The sequence below is a fragment of the Pseudomonas tumuqii genome (assembly GCF_013184545.1).
GTDB lineage: Bacteria > Pseudomonadota > Gammaproteobacteria > Pseudomonadales > Pseudomonadaceae > Aquipseudomonas > Aquipseudomonas tumuqii.
Genome location: NZ_JAAOJA010000011.1, coordinates 58,828 through 79,268 on the forward strand (window position 1 = coordinate 58,828; position 20,441 = coordinate 79,268).

Annotated in this window: 18 protein-coding genes; 9 read left to right on the forward strand and 9 right to left on the reverse strand. The window is 64.5% G+C overall.

The features are described 5' to 3' along the window. Positions 1 to 12: 12 nt before the first annotated feature. Entirely contained in the window at positions 13 to 1,485 is a 1,473-nt protein-coding gene (locus G9C89_RS18865; protein WP_172150949.1) for an NCS1 family nucleobase:cation symporter-1, read from the forward strand. A gap of 293 nt (positions 1,486 to 1,778) precedes the next feature. Here G9C89_RS18865 and G9C89_RS18870 read toward each other — a convergent pair whose 3' ends face one another. From G9C89_RS18870 to moaA, 3 genes are all read right to left on the reverse strand, one after another. Then, on the reverse strand, positions 1,779 to 2,582 hold the full coding sequence (locus G9C89_RS18870; protein WP_172150951.1) for a class I SAM-dependent methyltransferase: 804 nt from the start codon (positions 2,580 to 2,582) through the stop codon (positions 1,779 to 1,781). A gap of 273 nt (positions 2,583 to 2,855) precedes the next feature. Further along, positions 2,856 to 3,674, reverse strand: a complete 819-nt coding sequence (locus tag G9C89_RS18875; RefSeq protein ID WP_172150953.1) for a substrate-binding periplasmic protein — start codon at positions 3,672 to 3,674, stop codon at positions 2,856 to 2,858. Positions 3,675 to 3,759: 85 nt separating this feature from the next. After that, a complete protein-coding gene (gene moaA, locus G9C89_RS18880) occupies positions 3,760 to 4,755 on the reverse strand; it encodes a GTP 3',8-cyclase MoaA (protein WP_172150955.1) in 996 nt (331 codons plus the stop codon). Positions 4,756 to 4,975: 220 nt separating this feature from the next. Between moaA and G9C89_RS18885 the strand changes: the two genes are divergently transcribed. Beyond that, positions 4,976 to 5,620 carry a TetR/AcrR family transcriptional regulator gene (locus tag G9C89_RS18885; protein WP_172150957.1) on the forward strand — a complete coding sequence of 215 codons (645 nt, stop codon included), beginning with the start codon at positions 4,976 to 4,978 and terminating at the stop codon, positions 5,618 to 5,620. Positions 5,621 to 5,830: 210 nt separating this feature from the next. Here G9C89_RS18885 and G9C89_RS18890 read toward each other — a convergent pair whose 3' ends face one another. Then, on the reverse strand, positions 5,831 to 6,271 hold the full coding sequence (locus G9C89_RS18890) for a GlcG/HbpS family heme-binding protein (RefSeq protein WP_172150959.1): 441 nt from the start codon (positions 6,269 to 6,271) through the stop codon (positions 5,831 to 5,833). 162 nt (positions 6,272 to 6,433) lie between these two features. Beyond that, on the reverse strand, positions 6,434 to 7,339 hold the full coding sequence (locus G9C89_RS18895; RefSeq protein ID WP_172150961.1) for a LysR family transcriptional regulator: 906 nt from the start codon (positions 7,337 to 7,339) through the stop codon (positions 6,434 to 6,436). Between the two features lie 116 nt (positions 7,340 to 7,455). Between G9C89_RS18895 and gcl the strand changes: the two genes are divergently transcribed. From gcl to G9C89_RS18930, 7 genes are all read left to right on the forward strand, one after another. Further along, entirely contained in the window at positions 7,456 to 9,231 is a 1,776-nt protein-coding gene (gene gcl / locus G9C89_RS18900; RefSeq protein ID WP_172150963.1) for a glyoxylate carboligase, read from the forward strand. Between the two features lie 89 nt (positions 9,232 to 9,320). Further along, on the forward strand, positions 9,321 to 10,103 hold the full coding sequence (hyi, locus tag G9C89_RS18905) for a hydroxypyruvate isomerase (protein WP_172150965.1): 783 nt from the start codon (positions 9,321 to 9,323) through the stop codon (positions 10,101 to 10,103). 157 nt (positions 10,104 to 10,260) lie between these two features. Then, positions 10,261 to 11,151: a 2-hydroxy-3-oxopropionate reductase gene (locus G9C89_RS18910; RefSeq protein ID WP_172150967.1), complete on the forward strand. Its 891-nt coding sequence runs from the start codon at positions 10,261 to 10,263 to the stop codon at positions 11,149 to 11,151. A gap of 291 nt (positions 11,152 to 11,442) precedes the next feature. Beyond that, positions 11,443 to 12,717 carry a glycerate kinase type-2 family protein gene (locus G9C89_RS18915; RefSeq protein WP_172150969.1) on the forward strand — a complete coding sequence of 425 codons (1,275 nt, stop codon included), beginning with the start codon at positions 11,443 to 11,445 and terminating at the stop codon, positions 12,715 to 12,717. Then, positions 12,714 to 14,129: a pyruvate kinase gene (gene pyk, locus G9C89_RS18920; protein ID WP_172150971.1), complete on the forward strand. Its 1,416-nt coding sequence runs from the start codon at positions 12,714 to 12,716 to the stop codon at positions 14,127 to 14,129. The genes G9C89_RS18915 and pyk overlap by 4 nt, the downstream gene beginning before the upstream one ends. Before the next feature lie 84 nt (positions 14,130 to 14,213). After that, a complete protein-coding gene (locus tag G9C89_RS18925; protein ID WP_172150973.1) occupies positions 14,214 to 15,119 on the forward strand; it encodes an urea transporter in 906 nt (301 codons plus the stop codon). 91 nt (positions 15,120 to 15,210) lie between these two features. Next, positions 15,211 to 16,050, forward strand: coding sequence for an ion transporter (locus G9C89_RS18930; RefSeq protein WP_172150975.1), 840 nt, complete (start codon positions 15,211 to 15,213; stop codon positions 16,048 to 16,050). A 246-nt stretch (positions 16,051 to 16,296) separates the two neighbouring features. On the opposite strand, the gene G9C89_RS25360 is transcribed toward G9C89_RS18930, so the two are convergent. The 4 genes from G9C89_RS25360 to G9C89_RS18950 all read right to left on the reverse strand — a co-directional run bounded on the left by G9C89_RS25360 (position 16,297) and on the right by G9C89_RS18950 (position 20,438). Further along, positions 16,297 to 17,088, reverse strand: a complete 792-nt coding sequence (locus tag G9C89_RS25360; RefSeq protein WP_178115618.1) for a hypothetical protein — start codon at positions 17,086 to 17,088, stop codon at positions 16,297 to 16,299. Between the two features lie 251 nt (positions 17,089 to 17,339). After that, on the reverse strand, positions 17,340 to 18,320 hold the full coding sequence (locus G9C89_RS18940; RefSeq protein ID WP_172150977.1) for a GlxA family transcriptional regulator: 981 nt from the start codon (positions 18,318 to 18,320) through the stop codon (positions 17,340 to 17,342). 222 nt (positions 18,321 to 18,542) lie between these two features. Next, entirely contained in the window at positions 18,543 to 19,307 is a 765-nt protein-coding gene (locus tag G9C89_RS18945; protein WP_172150987.1) for an ABC transporter ATP-binding protein, read from the reverse strand. 18 nt (positions 19,308 to 19,325) lie between these two features. Next, the gene (locus tag G9C89_RS18950) at positions 19,326 to 20,438 is read right to left on the reverse strand and encodes a succinylglutamate desuccinylase/aspartoacylase family protein (RefSeq protein WP_172150989.1); all 1,113 of its coding nucleotides are present in this window, start codon (positions 20,436 to 20,438) and stop codon (positions 19,326 to 19,328) included. Positions 20,439 to 20,441 lie beyond the last annotated feature (3 nt).

The window sequence follows — 20,441 nt, forward strand, 5'->3', positions numbered from 1 at the left end:
CAGGAGCCGCCCATGTCCACCGATGACTTCCGCATCAAGCAAATCGACACCTCGCTGCACAACGAGGACCTGGCGCCCTTGGCTCCCGGAAAACGCAAATGGGGCTGGTTCGAGATCTTCAATGTCTGGTCCAACGACATCCAGAGCCTGTTCGGCTACACCCTCGCCGCCACCCTGTTCATTTCCTATGGCCTGAACGGCTGGGCGGTGCTGGCCGGAATCGTTCTGGCCGGCTTCATCGTCATGGGCCTGGTGCAGTTGACCGGCAGGCCCAGCGTCAAATATGGCATTCCCTTCCCGGTCATGGCCCGTGCCAGCATGGGTGTGCGCGGGGCCAACTTCCCCGCTGTGGTGCGCGGTATCGTGGCGATCTTCTGGTATGGCGTGCAGACCTATTTCGCCTCCACCGCGGTGGCCCTGCTGCTCAACTCGCTGCTCGGCAGCGGCTCGAGTGCGACATTTCTGGGCATGACCGCTATCGGTTGGGTCTCCTATGTGATCGTCTGCGTATTTCAGGTCGCCCTGTTCATCCGCGGTATCGACTGGATCACCAAGTTCCTCAACTGGGCCGGCCCGCTGGTCTACCTGGTGATGATCGCGCTGATGCTGATGATCTGGTACAAGGCCGGTCCTAGCCTGCTCGGTGAGCTGGGCGAGATCTTCCGCGGGACCGGCGAATATGCCGCCGGCCCGGTCGCCGCCTTTGTCGCGGTGGTCGGCACCATGGTCGCCTACTTCGCCGCGGTGGTGATCAACTACGGCGACTTCGCGCGCTTCGTCAAAAGCGAAAAACAGATGACTGTCGGCAACTTTCTCGGCCTGCCGGTGAGCCTGGCGATTTTCTCGCTGATCGCCCTGGTGATCACCGCCGGCACCGTGGTGGTGTTCGGCGAGACCCTGACCAACCCGACTGACATCGTCGCCCGGGTCGACAGCCTGACCCTGACCATCATCGCCGCGCTGACCTTCTTCGCCGCCACGGTCGGGATCAACCTGGTCGCCAACTTCATCCCGCCCGCCTACGACATCGCCAACCTGGCGCCCGCCCACATCAGCGCGCGCACCGGCGGTTTCATCACCGCGGCCATCGCCTTCTTCATTGGCGCACTCTGGGTGTCCTTTATCAGCAACGTCGGCATCGCCGCCTTCGTCGACACCCTGGGCGCGGTACTCGCACCGCTGTACGGCATCCTCGTCGCCGACTACTACCTGGTGCGCAGGCAGCAGCTCAACCTGCAGGACCTGTTCAGCGCCGAAGCCGGCTCGACCTACTACTACAATGGCGGCTGGAACCGTAACGCCATGATCGCCTTCGGCGTGGCCTCGGTGTTCTCGGTCGCCTCGGTGTGGACGCCGGGCCTCAACGAGCTGTCCGGTTACTCCTGGCTGTTCGGCGCCATGCTTGGCGCGTTGTTCCACTACCTGCTGATGCGCAAGCACTGTGCCGCCAAAGGCGCCTCGGCTGTGCTCGGCTCACGCAGCTAAAACCCGCCGGACGGTGCGTCGCAGGCAACCCCGGCGCGCTACCGCATGCTTGCCCTGGCGTGGCGCGAACGCCCTCGCCTGCCCCCATCGCAAGGTCGATGCCGATTTTGTCCGACGGGCGCCACCGAGACGACCACTATCCGGGCAAATTCATAACAACTAAGTTGCTTCACAACCGCCTGATAAATATCTGATGGCAACCCACTGAATCGCTGACGGCTAGGCGGCAGTGGCAAAGTAGAGGGGAAGCATGCTGGTCTTGCTTCCCCTCTTTATATCCGGCGCAGGCTCCGCTATTGCTTCCGTGCCCGCACGATATGCGCCGGCGAATCGAACCGCAGCTTGCCGTCCGCGCCGACGTAAGGTGCCAGCACCTGCTCCGCCTCAGCCAGGATGCGCGCGATCACTTGCTCGTCGAGATTGACCCCCATGACCGGCAACCAGCCGCGCAGATCCGCCTCGACCATGGCATGCACACTGGGAAAGCATGCCGTAGCCGTGTGACTCACGATGCCTGGCGAGCCGATTCCGGCGCTGTTGAACAGCGCCACCAACGCCTGCTTGTCGCCAAGCACGAATGGCGCCCGCAGGGCGTCCGCCGCCTGCTCACCAGCGAGCCGCGCCAGCAAGGCGACTTCGGCCGCGTAGGCCGGGGTATTTTCCAGCGAATCCCAGACGGCAACCGCCAGTCGCCCACCCGGTGCCAGGACCCTGAGCATCTCACGCAGGGCTTGTCGCCTATCGTTGAAAAACATCAGGCCGAACTGGCTGATAACCGCGTCGAAGGACTCATCCGGATAAGGCAGCGACTCCGCCGGGCCCTGCCGCCAGTCGATATCGGGCGCCAGTCGTGCGGCAACGGCGAGCATTCCGGGATTGACATCCAGCCCCGCGACGACGCCATCAGCCCCGACGCAAATGGCCGCCACCCTGGCAAGCGCACCGGTGCCGCAGGCCACATCCAGCACCCTCTGCCCTGGCTGAAGGTTGGCGGCGGCGGTGACCCAGGGCGCCCACTCCTGGAACAATGCCGGGACCAAGAGTGCCTGGTAGGCATTTGCCTCATCTATCTGTGCTTGCAAGTCGGAATCGTTCATTTCAGGCCCTCCCGTTCATCGCATGAGCGCCTGCCGGACTCGGTGCCCGACGGTCTCAGGCGTGGCGTGACCGTTTGCCGGACGCGGAAAACATCACGACAGGTCCTCGGCCGGCGGCTGACGAGGCCGGATTGCACCCCGACAGTGCAAGCATAGAAGACATAGATCCAGGCCATGCGAGCCAGGCGACTGCACGCGGGCAACCCCGACAGAGCGATCTTCCCTCGATTGAGGTGCTCCGCCGAGCAGTACTCGGGCATGCCGCAGTAGCCCCTACTCGGCCGCAGCCCTGGCTTTTTGCCGCTCCAGGAAATCCACCTTCCACTGTTCGACCCCCATGTACTCCGAATCCAGATTGGCCTCGACCCGGTACTTGTCCTTCAGCGCCGCCACCTCGGCCTGACGCTCGAGCAAGAAGCGGTCGAAGCGCTGAAGCAACTCGCGATGCTTGAGCGTGGACAGGTGAAAACTGCCGCGGGTGTGCGGCAGCTTGGGGTCGAACACCAGGGCGCCTGGGCGGGCGCGGATGTTGTCGAGATAATGGGTGGCGACCACCACGTTGAAGTAGGCACCGTCGGTGTCCTGCTTCAGCGTCTGCCGGATCAAGGTGCGCAGGTCGTCGCTGTAAGTCAGCTGGATCTGTCCCGCCTCGATACCCTGCTGGTAACCCCAGGGAGTCCAGCCGCTGACCATGCCCAGACGCTTGAGCTGCTCCAACGCTTGCCCCTGACGCTGCGGTGCGACCAGCACGCCATCGACATAGGCGACCACCGCCTGGCTGTAGTGCAGGCCCTTGCCGAGCTTTTGGGTCTGCGCCCAGTTGTCGCTGTCCGGGTACTTGAAGTCCACCTCGCCCTGCAGCAGGGCCGGCAGCAAGCGCGCCACCGGCAGCGCCTGGTAGCTCAACTGCACACCGCTGTGCGTCGCGAACAGATCGAACAACTCACGGGCAAAGCCCTGGTATTGCCCCTGCTGGTCGACACTGTAATGCGGCGCGAACGCCATCTTCTCGACGCCGATGACATAGCTTTCGGCCTGGCTGGCGGTGCAGAACAGCAAGGTGAACAAACTGCAGACACGAGTAGGCTTCACCGCAACCCTCCTGATTATTGTTGGTTTGGTCTAACCGGTTTGATCGGCCAACGGCCGGCCACGACCGCGGATCTCGCGCGGCGGCTCAGCCGCCGGTCACGCTCATGAAGCGCAGCACCTGGACCTGCTCGTCGCGATCGAAGTGATGGCGTTCGGGCTTGAGGCGCAAGGCACCGACCAGGGCGTCGCGCAGGCGTTGGCTGTCCCCCGGATAACGGCGGATCAGGGCCTTGAGATCCAGCGCGTTGTCGTGCCCCAGACAGAGCACCAGCTTGCCCTCGGCGGTGACCCGCACGCGGTTGCAATCGCCACAGAAGTTGTGACTGTGCGGCGAAATAAAGCCGACGTGCGTCCCGCTGCCCTGCACCCGCCAGTAGCGCGACGGCCCGCCGGTCTGCTGGCTGCTGTGTACCAGTACGTAGCGCTGCTCGATGCGCGCGCGCACCTCGTCGCTGGAGCAGAAGGTGGCCTGACGCCGATGGCTGGAGACACTGCCCAGGGGCATCTCTTCGATAAAGCTGATATCCAGGCCGCGCGCCACAGCGAACTCGACCAGGTCGAGTACTTCATCGTCGTTGCGCCCCTTCTGCACCACGCTGTTCAGCTTGATCCGACTGAAGCCCGCTGCCCGCGCCGCCTCGATGCCGGCCAGCACCTGATCGAGCCGGTCACGCCGGGTGAAGGCGGCGAAACGCTCACGGCGCAAGGAATCCAGGCTGATGTTCAAGCGCCTGACTCCGGCCGCGCGCAACTGCGGCGCCAGTTCGGCCAGTTGCGAGCCATTGCTGGTGATGGCCAGGTCTTCCAGCTCCGGGCGCTGGCCCAGGCGCGCCAGCAGGCTGAGCAGGTTCTTGCGCACCAGCGGCTCGCCACCGGTGACGCGGATGCGCTTGACCCCCAGGCCGATAAAGGCATCGGCCACGGCGTAGAGTTCTTCCAGGCTGAGGATCTGCGCCCGCGGGGCGAAGACCATGTCCTCGCTCATGCAATAGGTGCAACGGAAGTCGCAGCGGTCGGTAACCGAGAGCCGCAGGTAGGTGATGCGCCGACCGAAGGGGTCGAGCAAGTGCGCGTGAGACACGGCGAGTCTCCTCTACTCAGGGAGTCGAGACATTTTTGTAATTAAATTCAGCGCACAGATAGAAACAGAAAAGTTATTTTTTGTACACAATAAACTGACCGCCTGGTCAGTTTAGTTAACCAAACGCCCAGCCCGCGCCGGCTTGAGCCACGCGCAGGGCCGGTGCTACCATGCCCGACCGCCGCCCAGCGCCGGGCGGCACATGCAAGCACAGGGGCTTATGACCAGTATTCGCGAGCGCAACAGAGAGCTGATTTTGCGCGCAGCCAGTGAAGAATTCGCCGACAAGGGCTTTGCCGCCAGCAAGACCAGCGATATCGCCGCCAAGGCCGGTGTGCCCAAGCCCAACGTCTATTACTACTTCAAGTCGAAAGAGAACCTTTACCGCGAGGTGCTGGAAAGCATCATCGAACCGCTGCTGGAGGCCTCGGCGCCGTTCAATCAACCCGGCAACCCGGCGCAAGTGCTGACGGCCTATATCCGCTCGAAGATCCGCATTTCCCGCGAGCTGCCCTCCGCCTCCAAGGTATTCGCCAGCGAGATCATGCATGGCGCGCCGCACCTGTCCGCCGACCAGGCCGAACAGCTCAACGCCCAGGCCCAGCACAACATCGCCTGCATCCAGCGCTGGATCGACCAGGGCCTGATGGCCAAGATCGACCCGCATCACCTGATGTTCAGCATCTGGGCCGCGACCCAGACCTATGCCGACTTCGATTGGCAGATCGCCACCGTCACCGGCAAGGCCAGCCTGGACGACGCCGACTACGAAGCCGCCGCCCAGACCATCATCCGCCTGGTGATCAAGGGCTGCGAGATCGACGAAAAGCAGAGTGCCGCCTCCGAGCAAGTCACCCGCGCGTAAGCCTCAGTTATGCAGCCTACCCTCAGCTAAAAAACACAACGCCCACGCCGTCAAAACGGTGGATGCCTTTAAAGCCTCCACCGTTTTTTATGGCTATTTCGGGCTAACAACAGAAAACGTGGGAGGCGCTTTAGCGGCGATTTTCCACGATGCTGATCGCGGCTAAAGCCCCTCCCACAGGCCAGCAGAATCAGCGGCCCGCACACAGCATCAGGCCACCACACCCGCGTCGGCCTTGAGCCCCACCGCCTGCACCGCGCCGATCGCGCATTGCTCGTCGATATCCGAAGTATCGCCGGTGATGCCGATGGCGCCGATCACCGCGCCGCGCTCATCGCGGATCAGCACGCCGCCCGCGGCGGGTACCAGCTTGCCGTCCGCCAGGTTGTTCAGCGCACCGATGAAGGCCGGCCGTTGCTGCGCATCGGCAGCGATGGCACGCGAGCCCTTGCCCAGCGCCACCGCGCCCCAGGCCTTGGCGATGGCGATCTGCGGGCGCAGCAGGCTGGCGCCGTCTTCACGCTGCAGGCTGATCAGGTGGCCACCGGCATCCAGCACGGCAACGGTCAAGGGCGCCGCGGACAGCTCCCGGCCAAGCGCCAGGGCGTGGTTGCTGATGGTGGTCGCGGTGTGCAGGTTCAAAGCGCTCATATCGGGAGCCCTCCTCGGACAATGGATGGAAACAGGGCCTGCACCCACGGTGTCAGTCGCCCGCAACGAACAGGCGGGACAAGCCCAGGGAACAAACCGTACACAATAAATAATATTTTTAGTACATTTAAATTATTATTTGTATACAAATATCGTTCTGCTTCATCCTTCCCAATACCCCGGGGTGTTGTAGATCGCTTTCAGGTAGTCGATGAAAAAACGCACCTTGGCCGGCAGATAGCGCTGCTGCGGATAGACCGCCTGGATGTCGTAGGCCGGCACGGCGAACTGGTCGAGCACCGTTACCAGCTGCCCGCGCTTGAGTTCGGCCTGGATCTCCCAGGTCGAGCGCCAGCCGATGCCCAGGCCCTGTTTCACCCAGTCGTAGAGGAGTTCGCCGTCATTGCAATCGAGATTGCCGGAAACCTTGACCGCCACCTGTTTGCCGTCGCGCAGGAAGGTCCAGCCGCGCTGCTGGCCGCCCTGCAGGTTGAACGCCAGGCAGTTGTGCTGGGCCAGGTCCTCGAGGGCCTGGGGTGCGGGATGGCGCTGAAAATAGTCCGGCGAGCCGCAGACCACCCGCCGATTGGGGAACAGCTTGACCGCCACGTAGTTGGGGTCGGTCACCTCGCCGATGCGAATGCCCATGTCGTAGCCCTGGCGCACCAGGTCGACCACGCTGTCGGTCAGGTTGAACGACAGGTTCAGCTCCGGATAACGCGCCTGGAACGCCGGCGCATGGGGCGCGATATGCCGACGGCCGAACGCCGCCGGCGCCGACACCACCAGGTGTCCGCTCACCGAATGGCTGCCGTGGGTGATGCTGGCGTCGGCCTCGGCGAAATCGCGCAGCAAACCGCGGGCCCGCTCCAGATATTGCTCGCCCAGATCGGTCAGCGACAGGCCGCGGGTCGAGCGGTGCATCAGCTTGACCCCCAGGTGGCGCTCGAGCATGTCGAGGCGCCGGCCCATCACCACCGGGGTCACCCCTTCGACCAGGGCGGCGGCGGCGAAGCTGCCGTGATCGGCCACCAGAACGAAACTGTGCAAAGCCGTATAACGGTCCATTCGATACTCCTGATACCGACAGAAATGCGGAATCCTGCAATTTACCCGATTAACTCTCTGCCTTCATGCTTTAGGCATGTAGAAAAAATATCGACTAAAGCCTGGAGGATTTGTTCATGGCGCGTATGAGAGCAATCGATGCAGCAGTGGCGGTAATGCGCAAGGAAGGTATCGACGTCGTCTTCGGCGTACCGGGTGCAGCCATCAACCCAATGTATTCCGCCTTGAAAGCGGACGGCAGCATTCGTCATATTCTCGCCCGTCACGTCGAGGGTGCCTCACACATGGCCGAAGGTTATACCCGCGCCAAGGCTGGCAATATCGGCGTGTGCATCGGCACCTCCGGCCCGGCCGGCACCGACATGATCACCGGGCTGTACTCGGCCTCGGCCGACTCCATTCCGATCCTCTGCATCACCGGCCAGGCGCCGCGGGCGCGGCTGTACAAGGAAGATTTCCAGGCGGTGGACATCGAGTCGATCGCCAAGCCGGTGACCAAGTGGGCGGTCACCGTACGTGAGCCGGCCCTGGTACCGCGGGTATTCCAGCAGGCCTTCCACGTGATGCGTTCGGGCCGCCCGGGGCCGGTATTGATCGACCTGCCGTTCGACGTGCAGATGGGCGAGATCGAATTCGACGTCGACACCTATCAACCGCTGCAGCCGTACAAGCCGGCGGCCAGCCGGGCGCAGATCGAGAAGGCGCTGGACATGCTCAACGCTGCCGAGCGGCCGTTGATCGTCGCCGGTGGCGGCATCTACAACGCCGGTGCCGAAGCGCTGCTGCTGCAGTTCGCCGAACTGCTCGGCGTGCCGGTGATCCCGACCCTGATGGGCTGGGGCTGCATCCCCGACGACCACCCGTTGATGGCCGGCATGGTCGGCTTGCAGACCAGCCACCGCTATGGCAACGCCACCATGCTGGCCTCGGACTTCGTCCTCGGCGTGGGTAACCGCTGGGCCAATCGGCACACCGGCTCGGTCGAGGTGTATACAAAAGACCGCACCTTCGTTCACGTCGACATCGAGCCAACCCAGATCGGCCGGGTGTTCTCGCCGGACTTCGGCATCGTTTCCGATGCTGGCGCCGCCCTGGCCCTGTTCGTCCAGGTGGCCAGCGAGTGGAAGGCCGCCGGCCGCCTGAAAGACCGCAGCCACTGGGCCGCCGACTGCCAGGAGCGCAAGAGCACGCTGCTGCGCAAGACCAACTTCGAAGACGTGCCGATGAAGCCGCAGCGCGTCTACCAGTGCATGAACAACGCGTTCGGCAAGGATGCCTGCTACGTCAGCACCATCGGCCTGTCGCAGATCGCCGGCGCACAGTTCCTCCACATCTACAAGCCACGGCACTGGATCAACTGCGGTCAGGCCGGCCCGCTCGGCTGGACCATTCCGGCAGCCCTGGGTGTGCGTGTGGCGGACCCGCAGCGCAAGATCGTGGCTTTGTCCGGCGACTACGACTTCCAGTTCATGATCGAGGAACTGGCCGTGGGTGCGCAGTTCAAGCTGCCCTACCTGCACATCCTGGTGAACAACGCCTACCTCGGCCTGATCCGCCAGAGCCAGCGCGGCTTCGACATGGACTACTGCGTGCAGCTGGCCTTCGACAACATCAACTCGGAGGAAGTCGCGGGTTATGGGGTCGATCACATCGCCGTGGTCGAGGGCCTCGGCTGCAAGGCGATCCGCGTGCGCAGCCAGGCCGAATTGCGCCCGGCCATCGAGCAGGCCGAAGCCTGGATGGCACAGTACCAGGTACCGGTGGTGATCGAGATCATCCTCGAGCGGGTGACCAATATCGCCATGGGCACCGAGATCGACGCGATCAACGAGTTCGAGGCACTGGCCTCCACTCGCGAAGATGCCCCCACCAGCATCATGCCGCTGGACTGACTTTCCCGTTAACCCGTAGCCCGGATGCAAGCCCGGGGAACCTAGAAGCCCCCGGATTACATCCGGGCTACTCGAACAAGGAGCATCACATGCCCCGTTTTGCCGCCAACCTGTCCATGCTGTTCACCGAAGTGGACTTCCTGGAGCGCTTCGCCGCTGCCGCCGACGCCGGCTTCAGCGGTGTCGAGTACCTGTTCCCCTACGATTTCCCGGCCGAGGCGATCAAGGCGCGCCTGGACGCCAACGGCCTGACCCAGGTGCTGTTCAACCTGCCGGCCGGCGACTGGGGCAAGGGCGAGCGCGGTATCGCCTGCCACCCGGATCGGGTCGAGGAATTCCGTGCCGGCGTCGACCAGGCCATCGCCTACGCCAAGGTCCTAGGCAATACGCAGATCAACTGCCTGGCCGGCATTCGCCCACAGGGCTTCGACTGCGCGACCGTCGAGCAGTGCTTCGTCGACAACCTGAAATTCGCCGCCGACAAGCTGGAACAGGCCGGGATCAAGCTGGTCATGGAAATGATCAACACCCGCGACATCCCCGGCTTCTACCTGAGCAACACCCGCCAGGCCCTGGAGATTCGCGACAAGGTCGGCAGCAGCAACCTGTTCCTGCAGTACGACATCTACCACATGCAAATCATGGAAGGGGATCTGGCCCGCACCCTGGAAAGCAACCTGGCGCTGATCAACCACGTGCAACTGGCCGACAACCCGGGCCGCCACGAGCCGGGCACCGGCGAGATCAACTACCGCTTCCTGTTCGAGCACCTGGACCGCATCGGCTACCAGGGCTGGATCGGCTGTGAATACAAGCCGGCCACCACCACCGCTGCCGGCCTGGGCTGGATGAAAACCCATAACGCGATTTGAAAAACGTCGCGAGCGAAGGCTAGGCAAGGCGAAACCAGCCGAGAAAGCGGAGTTTGCAATTGCAAATGAGCATTTCGAGGCTGGCTTCAACGACGCCTAGCCGAGCGCAGCAGTTTTTGAAGCGCGTTTAACGCCATCTAATCAGAGGAAATCTCTCATGGCTAAAATCGGATTTATCGGCACCGGCATCATGGGCAAGCCCATGGCGCAGAACCTGCAGAACGCCGGCCACACCCTGCTGCTCTCCGCGCATCACGACCCGGCCCCGACCGACCTGATCGCCGCCGGCGCCATCGCCCTGGCCAACCCGCAGGAAGTCGCCCAGGAAGCCGAGTTCATCATCGTCATGGTGCCCGATACCCCGCAGGTCGAGGACGTGCTGTTCCGCCAGGACGGCGTGGCCGCAGGCATTGGCGCCGGCAAGGTGGTGATCGACATGAGTTCGATCTCCCCCACCGCGACCAAGCAGTTCGCCGAGAAGATCAAGGCCACCGGTGCGCAGTACCTCGACGCGCCGGTCTCCGGCGGCGAGGTCGGCGCCAAGGCCGCGACCCTGAGCATCATGGTCGGTGGTTGCGAGCAGACCTTCGACCGCGCCCTGCCGCTGTTCCAGGCGATGGGCAAGAACATCACCCGGGTCGGCGGCAACGGTGACGGCCAGACCGCCAAGGTCGCCAACCAGATCATCGTCGCCCTGAACATCCAGGCGGTGGCCGAGGCATTGTTGTTCGCCGCCAGGAACGGTGCCGACCCGGCCAAGGTACGCGAGGCGCTGATGGGCGGCTTCGCCGGCTCGAAGATCCTCGAGGTGCACGGCGAGCGCATGATCAAGGGTACCTTCGACCCGGGCTTCCGCATCAGCCTGCACCAGAAGGACCTCAACCTGGCCCTGGCCGGCGCCCGCGAGCTGGGCCTCAATCTGCCCAACACCGCCAATGCCCAGCAGGTGTTCAGCACCTGCGCGGCCATCGGCGGCAGCAACTGGGACCATTCGGCGCTGATCAAAGGGCTGGAACACATGGCCAACTTTTCGATCCGTAAGGAGTAAGGTTTTACGTCAGGCGATCTACCCGTAGGTTGGCGTTGAGCGAAGCGATACCCAACATGAAGCGCTCAGCGCTCCCCACAACGGGGTGCGTTGGCCGGTTCTGCGAACCGGTTGTTGGGTATCGCAGGCTCAACCCAACCTACGGGGAACTGTGTCTGCCCCCTTTCGACCGCCCGGCAGAAGGTGTCACGGCCCGCCTGCCGGGATGGTCGATTCTAGTGCGCAGCGTCTGCCGAGCGGACGCTGCGCACTAGAATCAACCTTGCTCCCGCGATCACAAGAGAACCCGCCATGCCTATCGATCCGCAAAGCCTGTTGCGCGAGCTGTTCGCCAGCGCCATCGACGCCGCCCACCCACGCCAGGTGCTGGCCGACTACCTGCCCGCTGACCGCAGTGGCCGGGTCATCGTCATCGGCGCCGGCAAGGCCGCCGCGGCCATGGCCGAGGTGATCGAGCGCGAGTGGCAGGGCGAAGTCTCCGGCCTGGTGGTGACCCGCTACGATCACGGCGCCAACTGCAGGAAAATCGAGGTGGTGGAAGCCGCTCACCCGGTCCCGGACGACGCCGGCGAACGGGTCGCCCGCCGCGTGCTGGCGCTGGTCAGCAACCTGACGGAAAGTGATCGGGTGATCTTCCTGCTCTCCGGCGGCGGCTCTTCCCTGCTGGCCCTGCCGGCCGACGGCATCAGCCTCAAGGACAAGCAGGCGATCAACAAGGAGCTGCTCAAATCCGGCGCCTCGATCGGCGAGATGAACTGCGTGCGCAAGCACCTCTCGGCGATCAAGGGCGGTCGCCTGGCCAAGGCCTGCTGGCCGGCCAGCGTCTACACCTACGCGATTTCCGACGTGCCGGGCGATGAAGCCACGGTGATCGCCTCCGGCCCGACCGTGGCCGACCCGACCACCTCGGCCCAGGCCCTGGCGATCCTCAGCCGCTACGCCATCGAGATCCCGAGCAAGGTCGGCGCCTGGTTGCAAAACCCGGCCTCGGAAACCGTCAAACCTGGCGATCCCTGCCTGTCGCGCAGCCACTTCCAGCTGATCGCCGCGCCGCAGCAGTCGCTCGACGCCGCTGCCGCCAGGGCCGAGGCCGCCGGTTTTGCCACGCTGATCCTCGGCGATCTGGAGGGCGAGTCGCGCGAGGTGGCCAAGGTGCATGCCGGCATCGCCAAACAGGTGCTGCTGCATGGCCAACCGATCAAGCCGCCCTGCGTAATCCTCTCCGGCGGCGAGACCACCGTGACGGTGCGCGGCCACGGGCGTGGCGGGCGCAACGCCGAATTCCTGCTGAGCCTGACCGACAGCCTCAAGGGCCTGCCCGGGGTCTATGCCCTGGCCGGCGACACCGATGGCATCGACGGCTCGGAAGACAACGCCGGCGCGCTGATGACCCCGGACAGCTATGCCCGCGCCGCCCAGCTGGGCCTGAGTGCCGGCGACGAACTGCATGACAACAACGGCTATGGCTATTTCGCCGCCCTCGATGCGCTGATCGTCACCGGCCCGACCCGTACCAACGTCAACGATTTCCGCGCCATTCTGATTCTCGAGAGTCCTGCCCCATGAGTCCTGATAAGAAAGTCAAAATCCTTGCCACCCTTGGCCCAGCCGTCGCAGGCATCGACGACATCCGTCAACTGGTCGAGGCCGGGGTCAACCTGTTCCGCCTCAACTTCAGTCACGGCGAACATGCCGACCACGCCCAGCGCTACGCCTGGGTGCGCGAAGTGGAGCGGCAGCTGGACACACCGATCGGCATCCTCATGGACCTGCAAGGACCGAAACTGCGGGTCGGCCGTTTTGCCGCCGGCAAGGTCAATCTGCAGCGGGGCCAAGCCTTTCGCCTGGACCTGGACAGCACCCCGGGCGACGTGCGCCGGGTCAACCTGCCGCACCCGGAAATCATCGAAGCCCTGCAGCCGGGCATGAGCCTGCTGCTCGATGACGGGCGCCTGCGCCTGAAGGTGACCGCCAAGGAACACGACGCGGTGATCACCGAAGTGATCGCCGGCGGCGAGCTGTCGGATCGCAAGGGCGTCAACGTGCCCGAAGCGGTGCTGCAACTGAGCCCGCTGACCGAGAAGGATCGCCGCGACCTGGCCTTCGGCCTGGAACTGGGGGTGGACTGGGTCGCCCTGTCGTTCGTCCAGCGCCCCGAAGACATCGTCGAGGCCCGTCAGTTGATCGGCGATCGCGCCTTGCTGATGGCCAAGATCGAGAAGCCTTCGGCGGTCATTCACCTGGAAGAAATTGCCCGTCTGTGCGACGCGATCATGGTCGCCCGTGGCGACCTGGGCGTGGAAGTGCCGGCGGAGAACGTGCCGCGCATCCAGAAGGACATCATCCGCACCTGCCGCCAGCTCGGCAAACCGGTGGTGGTGGCCACCCAGATGCTCGAATCCATGCGCTTCTCGCCGGCACCGACCCGCGCCGAAGTCACCGACGTGGCCAATGCCGTGGCCGAAGGCAGCGATGCGCTGATGCTCTCGGCCGAGACCGCCTCCGGCGACTACCCGCTGGAAGCGGTGCAGATGATGAGCAAGATCATCCGCCAGGTGGAAAACGGCCCGGACTTCCAGGCCCAGCTCGACGTCGGCAGGCCGCAGGCCGAAGCCACCGCATCGGACGCGATCAGCTGCGCGATCCGCCGGATCAGTTCGATTCTGCCGGTGGCCGCGCTGGTCAATTACAGCGAATCCGGCGCCTCCAGCCTGCGCGCCTCGCGCGAACGACCGACGGCGCCGATCCTCAGCCTGACCCCGAACCTGGATACCGCACGGCGCCTGACGGTAGCCTGGGGCATCTATTCAGTGGTCAACCAGCGTCTGCACCAGGTCGAGGAAGTCACCAGCACCGCCCTGGAAATCGCCCAGGCGCAAGGCATGGCCAGGCGCGGCGACACCCTGGTGATCACCGCCGGCGAACCCTTCGGCCAGCCCGGCAGCACCAACAGCCTGCGGATCGAAACCCTGGGCTGAGCGGCGCACCCCACAATCCCACGCTGGCTTTGCCAGTTTGCAGGCGCCCTGATCGGCGCCTCTTTTTATCCAGGCCGAGCGTGCATGCACCAGCTGTCTCCACCACCCCACGTGCTGCGTGGCTTGCGCGCCCTGCTCAACGGCTTCAGCCAGATTTTCCTGCTCAGCCACGCCGGTTGCGGCCTGCTGGTGCTGCTGGCGATCCTGATCGGCGCGCCGCATTTGCTGGGCGGCGCCTTGCTCGGCGCTTTCAGCAGCATGCTCACGGCGCAGCGCCGGGGTTGCCCGCAGGCCGACATCGACGCCGGACTGTACGGCTACAACGGCATCCTTCTGGGGCTGCTGGTCAGCGTGCAATTCAGTTGGTCGCCACTGTTGCCGCTGCCGATCATCCTCGGTGCAGGCCTGTCCAGCCTGATTCTCGCGCCCTGGCTGCGCTGCATGCGCCAGCACCAGTGGCTGCCGGCCCTCACCTTTCCCTTCGTCGTCCTGAGCTGGCTGCTGTTGTGCCTGGTGCAACCACTGCAACTGCAGATGCCCAGCTACCCTGTCACGGCGATGCATAGCCTCGACTGGCTCGCCAGCCTGCAGGCACTGCTGCGCGGCCTGGGCCAGGTGATCTTCCTCGACCAGCCGCTAGCCGGGCTGTGCCTGTGGCTCGGCTTACTGCTGGCCGACCGCCGCGCCGCGCTCTGGGCCCTGCTCGGCTCCGCCGCTGGCTTGAGCCTGGCGCTGCAGCAGGGTTGGGAACAGCACAGCGCCCTCGCCGGCTTATATGGTTACAACGCGGCGCTGGCGGCCATCGCCTTGAACCAGGTGCATCGCCAGCCGTGGGCACCGTTGCTGGGCATCATCCTCGCCCTGCTCCTGCAGCCGGGCTTCGGCGCCCTCGGCCTGCCGCCACTGACGATGCCGTTCATCCTCGCCTGCTGGCTGATCCAGGCCAGCCGGCGTGTGCTGCGTCAGGCCGCCGTCGACTGCACGCCATGAACACCTGAGAGCTTGCATTGCAGCGCTAGAACTCCCTAGGCTGACGCACAGAGTCGTTGTCAGCCGCGCCGATAGGGAACGCCAATCCACCATGAGTCACTCACCCGACTGGCGCCAGCGCCTGTACATCATCATCTTCCACACCGACACCCCAGCCGGGCAGCGCTTCGATCGCTGGCTGTTGCTGACCATCCTGGCCAGCCTGGTCGTGGTGATGTTCGACAGCATCGACAGCATTCACAGCCAGTACGGCGCGCAACTGCTCGGCCTGGAATGGGGCTTCACCGCACTGTTCGCCATCGAGTACATCACGCGCCTGTATTGCTCGCCCAAACCGCTGCGCTATGCCTTCAGCTTCTTCGGCCTGGTCGACCTGCTGGCGGTGCTGCCGGCGATCCTCGCCCTGCTGTTCGCCGACGCCCAGTACCTGCTGATGATCCGGGTGATCCGCATGCTGCGGGTATTCCGCGTACTCAAGCTCGGCCCCTATCTGAACCAGGCCAACTTCCTCCTCACCGCGCTGCGCGGCAGTCGGCAGAAGATCATCGTGTTCTTCGTCGGCATCGCCACCCTGGTCACGGTGTACGGCACCCTGATGTACGTGATCGAAGGCCCGGCGAACGGCTTCACCAGTATCCCGATCAGCATCTACTGGGCCGTGGTGACCCTGACCACCGTCGGCTTCGGCGACATCACCCCGAAAACCGCGCTCGGCCAAGCCATGGCGACCCTGGTGATGATCACCGGCTACTCGATCATCGCTGTGCCCACCGGCATATTCACCGCGGAACTGGCCACGGTGATGCGCGCCGACGACCAACTCGAACATGACTGCCCGCACTGCCACAAAGACCGGCATGACAGCGCTGCGGCCTTCTGTAACCGTTGCGGCAGTCCGCTGTATCCAGCGCAGCCGCATGAGCAAGCTTGACCCGGCGCGCGTGGACGCGCACTGGCAGGTCTCGGGGGCAACGCCTGGCCAGGTCGAACCGGCGCTCTGCACCCAACGCCAGGACAACGAAGCCAGCGACGGCGGATACGTCCGGGGCCCCGAACCGCTCTGCGCCACCGGCTGGACCTCCCGCCACTAGCGGAGCGCGGGGAAGCGCTGACACGGGAGAATCTGCAAGCGGAACCGTAGCCCGGATCAGCCTCCGGGCTACCTCCTGCGTTCGGATCAATACAGCTCCTGGCCCCGGCCTTTGCCCTGGCCCTGGTTTTGCTGCTGCCATTGGCCACCCTTGTTGTCACCACCCTGGTTGCTGGGCTGGCCTTGCGGAACACGCTTAATCGAGCCCTTGCCTTGCTGCTGGCTGTTGATCTGTCCTTGCGCCCTGCCCTGGTCCTGGTAACGGGGATCGCCCTGGCCTCGCTCCCCGCCCTGGCCCTGGTTGCGGGGATCGCCCTGGCCTTGATAACGGGGATCGCCCTGGCCTCGCTCACGGCCCTGGTCCTGGTAACGGGGATCGCCCTGGCCTCGCTCCCGGCCCTGGCCCTGGTAACGGGGATCGCCCTGCCCTCGCTCCCGGCCCTGGCCCTGGTAACGGGGATCACCCTGCCCTCGCTCCCGGCCCTGGTCCTGGTAACGGGGATCGCCCTGCCCTCGACTGTTGCCTTGACCCTGGTAGCGATCGCCGGGGCTCTTTCCATACCCCGGAGCGCCCCTTGGCGCGGGGTATTTCTTGTACAGGGCAGGCGGAACATGGCGATAGTCACGCACCTGCCAGGGGCCGTCGTAGCGGCTGGACCAGTACCAGCCGCCGTCGCGCCAGCGGTAGTAGTAGCGGTCGCCGAAGTAGAGGTCGGCGTGGCCGAGGCTCACGTAGACACTCAGGCCCGGATCCCAGCGCCATTGGCCGTACGGGGGTGGATCGTAGGGCGGCCGATAGCCGCCGTAACCCCCTGAATATACGGTGCAGGCAGTCAGCGGCAGGAGCAGGACAAACAGCAGCAGCAAGCGAAACTTCATGGACGGGACTCCATCGTGGCACCTGCTGAGTTTGACAACAAAAGAAACAGCAAAGTGCTATCACGGCGAAGCGGGCTGACCGCCGGCCGGGCCGCTGATTAGGGCTCCGACGGCTTGGTCGACCTGCTGGGCGCGATCTGGATCGGTGGGCACGCCCATGGCGCCGCCCATGCAGGCAGGATCGCTGAGTCGATTCGCCTCGGAGCGATGACCGGACCGAGTCAGGCGCCGCTGTCGAGGGTTAAAACGGTCTAGCCGCGCTCGACCGGCGCCGAGGTCAGCTCGAAGGGGCTGTTGCTGCGCCGCTGGTTGCGGTCTTCGCGCGGGGTGGCGCCGAAGAAGTTGCGGTAGGCGCTGGAGAAGTGCGGGCCGGAGGAGAAGCCGCAGGACAGACCGATCTGGATGATCGACTTGCTGGTCTGCATCAGCAGCTGGCGCGCCTTGTTCAGGCGCAGCTCCAGGTAGTACTGGCTGGGCACCCGATTCAGGTACTGCTTGAAGATGCGCTCCAGCTGGCGGCGCGAGACGCAGACATGCTGGGCGATTTCGTCGGTGGTCAGCGGCTCTTCGATATTCGCCTCCATCAACAGCACCGCCTGGGTCAGCTTGGGATGGCTGGAGCCCAAACGGTTCTGCAACGGAATGCGCTGGCGCTCGCTGCCCTCGCGAATACGCTCGACCACCAGTTCTTCCGACACCGCGCCGGACAGCTCGGCGCCGTGATCACGGGCCAGCAAAGCCAGCAGCAAGTCGAGCACGGCCAGGCCGCCACACGCGCTGAGGCGATCACGGTCCCAGTCGAACAGGTGGCTGGTAGCGATGACCTTGGGGAAGCGTTCGCTGAAATCGTCCTGCCAGCGCCAGTGCACGGCGGCGCGGTAACCATCGAGCAGGCCCAGCTGCGCTAGGGGATAGACCCCGGCGGAGATGCCGCCGATCACGCAACCGGCACGCACCAGCTGCTTGAGTGCGCTGGACAAGGCCAGGGGCATGGGCCCAGGTGGCTCGTCGGCGAGCAGGAAGAGTTTTTGCAAACCCTCCAGCTTGCCTACCCAGGCTTCTCCCGGCAGACGCCAGGCACCTTCGACCGGGGTCTCAGCCTGGATGAACGACAGTTCGTAGACCACGTCCGGGTGGACACGCTGGGCAACGCGCAAGGCCTCTTCGGCCAACGCCAAGGTCAGAGGTTTGCAGTTGGGCCAAAGCAGGAAGCCGATTCGATGGGCAGTCATGGGGGACAGTTTAGGCTCAAAGGCTGGGAAAATATCGAAGGCCGTCGCGAGAGCGCCGTCGGGCGAGCGAAACAAGGCGCGCGACGTGAAAACGAGGGAGTTTGGCGAGCCAAATGACCGAAGTTTTTGCGTAGCGCAACGCAGTTGCAGCCGCCCGGCGACGGTCGCAGCAGGCAAGCGATTTTTTCACAGCCTCTATGTTGGCGGGCAAGGGCATGCCGCTCACTTAAGGCTACCAGAGAGGAACTGCTGGAGGCGTTCCGATTGTGGATTGACCAACACTTCGCGCGGGTCGCCACGCTCCTCGACCACACCCTTGTGGAGGAATACCAATTGATTGGACACCTCGCGGGCGAAGCCCATTTCGTGGGTGACCACCACCATGGTGCGGCCTTCCTGGGCCAGATCCTGCATGACCTTGAGCACCTCGCCGACCAGCTCGGGGTCGAGGGCCGAGGTCGGTTCGTCGAACAGCATCACCTCCGGCTCCATGGCCAGGGCGCGGGCGATCGCCACGCGCTGCTGCTCGCCGCCGGACATATGCGCCGGGTAGGCATCCTTGCGATGGGCCACGCCGACCTTGTTCAGGTAATGCTCGGCTTTTTCCCGGGCTTCGGCCTTGGCGATACCGAGCACATGCACCGGCGCCTCCATGACGTTTTCCAGGGCGCTCATATGCGACCACAGGTTGAAATGCTGGAACACCATGGCCAGGCGCGAGCGCAGGCGCTGCAACTGCTTGGGGTCGGCGGCCTTGAGCGCGCCTTCCTTGTTGGCTACCAGCTTCAGCTCCTCGCCGTTGAGCAGGATCTTGCCGCCGTGGGGCTGTTCGAGCAGGTTGATGCAGCGCAGGAAGGTACTCTTGCCCGAGCCGCTGGAGCCGATGATGCTGATCACGTCACCGGCCTTGGCCGCCAGGGACACGCCCTTGAGCACTTCGTGGCTGCCGTAGCGCTTGTGCAGATCCTGAACTTCGAGTTTGTACATGGTTTCCACTCTCTTGAATCAGTCGCTGAGCAAGCGACCCTGGCGAATAGGGGTACGACCGGCAACCTTGGCCAGCCATAGACCGGGCTGGGCGAAGCGCATCCGTTCACGAACGTAAAGCACACCATCGGTCGAGGCGCAGACGGTGCTGTGGCGATCGCTGAGCGGATCGATCACCTCGAACAGCGGATCGCCGGCCTTGACCCGCGCCCCCACCGGCTGCAGAAAACTCACCACGCCGGCATGTGGCGCGCAGGCATATTCGGTGCCCTCGAACGGCGTGGCCTCGCAGCAGTCTTCCGGCGCGGCCGGCCAATCGCCGGCGATCAGGCCCTGCTCGGCGAGAAACGCCAGAATGCTCTCGGCACTGACGGCGGCCTGCTCCTTGCCGGTATCGGCCATGCCTCCCAGCTCGACCGTCGCGGCCAGGCAAGCCAGCGGGATAGCCGCCTCGGGGAAATGCCGAGCCAGGTCCAACCAGGGCAGCGAGCAGGATTCGTCGAACGAACTGCCCCCGCCATCTTCGGTCACCAGCACCGCACCGGCCTGCAGGCGGGCAGCCAGCGGGCGCAATTGCGCCCATTGCTGCGGCAATGTGTACAGATGCACCAGCGCCTCGAAGTCGCAGTGCAGATCCAACACCACATCGGCATCGCAGGCATGCTTGAGCAACAGGCGCTGCAAGGCCTGCAACTCGGAAGTCGGCGCCGGCAGCACCTCCAGCGCGGCCAGCATCGCCGCACGGATCAGGCGCACATTGGCCGGGCCATCCCCGCCCAGGCAGCCTTCGAGTGCCGGGGCAATGGCCTCGGCCAGGGCGAAGAAGTCACGGTTGAAATTCTTGCCGCTGGCAAACTCGAAGCGGCCCTGCTGGGTCGCCTGAAACAACTGACCCAGGCCAATCGGATTGGCCACCGGCACCAGTTCGATGACACCGGTCAGGCGGCCCTGGGCTTCGAGTTCGCGCAGGCGCCGCTTGAGTTCCACGGCAACCCGCATACCCGGCATCTCATCGGCATGCAGCGCGGCCTGGATATAGGCCTTGCACGGGCCGCTGCCATAGCGCAAGACACTTAAACGCCGTTCCGTGCCGGGGCAGTTCCAGGGCAACACATGATCGATCCGTTGCATGTT

Bases quoted from the DNA above. Each gene is read 5' to 3' on its own strand.
- G9C89_RS18865 (WP_172150949.1), top strand. From the start codon at position 13: ATGTCCACCGATGACTTCCGCATCAAGCAAATCGACACCTCGCTGCAC.
- G9C89_RS18870 (WP_172150951.1), bottom strand. From the start codon at position 2,582: ATGAACGATTCCGACTTGCAAGCACAGATAGATGAGGCAAATGCCTAC.
- G9C89_RS18885 (WP_172150957.1), top strand. From the start codon at position 4,976: ATGACCAGTATTCGCGAGCGCAACAGAGAGCTGATTTTGCGCGCAGCC.
- G9C89_RS18890 (WP_172150959.1), bottom strand. From the start codon at position 6,271: ATGAGCGCTTTGAACCTGCACACCGCGACCACCATCAGCAACCACGCC.
- G9C89_RS18895 (WP_172150961.1), bottom strand. From the start codon at position 7,339: ATGGACCGTTATACGGCTTTGCACAGTTTCGTTCTGGTGGCCGATCAC.
- gcl (WP_172150963.1), top strand. From the start codon at position 7,456: ATGGCGCGTATGAGAGCAATCGATGCAGCAGTGGCGGTAATGCGCAAG.
- hyi (WP_172150965.1), top strand. From the start codon at position 9,321: ATGCCCCGTTTTGCCGCCAACCTGTCCATGCTGTTCACCGAAGTGGAC.
- G9C89_RS18910 (WP_172150967.1), top strand. From the start codon at position 10,261: ATGGCTAAAATCGGATTTATCGGCACCGGCATCATGGGCAAGCCCATG.
- G9C89_RS18915 (WP_172150969.1), top strand. From the start codon at position 11,443: ATGCCTATCGATCCGCAAAGCCTGTTGCGCGAGCTGTTCGCCAGCGCC.
- pyk (WP_172150971.1), top strand. From the start codon at position 12,714: ATGAGTCCTGATAAGAAAGTCAAAATCCTTGCCACCCTTGGCCCAGCC.
- G9C89_RS18925 (WP_172150973.1), top strand. From the start codon at position 14,214: ATGCACCAGCTGTCTCCACCACCCCACGTGCTGCGTGGCTTGCGCGCC.
- G9C89_RS18930 (WP_172150975.1), top strand. From the start codon at position 15,211: ATGAGTCACTCACCCGACTGGCGCCAGCGCCTGTACATCATCATCTTC.
- G9C89_RS25360 (WP_178115618.1), bottom strand. From the start codon at position 17,088: ATGAAGTTTCGCTTGCTGCTGCTGTTTGTCCTGCTCCTGCCGCTGACT.
- G9C89_RS18940 (WP_172150977.1), bottom strand. From the start codon at position 18,320: ATGACTGCCCATCGAATCGGCTTCCTGCTTTGGCCCAACTGCAAACCT.
- G9C89_RS18945 (WP_172150987.1), bottom strand. From the start codon at position 19,307: ATGTACAAACTCGAAGTTCAGGATCTGCACAAGCGCTACGGCAGCCAC.
- G9C89_RS18950 (WP_172150989.1), bottom strand. From the start codon at position 20,438: ATGCAACGGATCGATCATGTGTTGCCCTGGAACTGCCCCGGCACGGAA.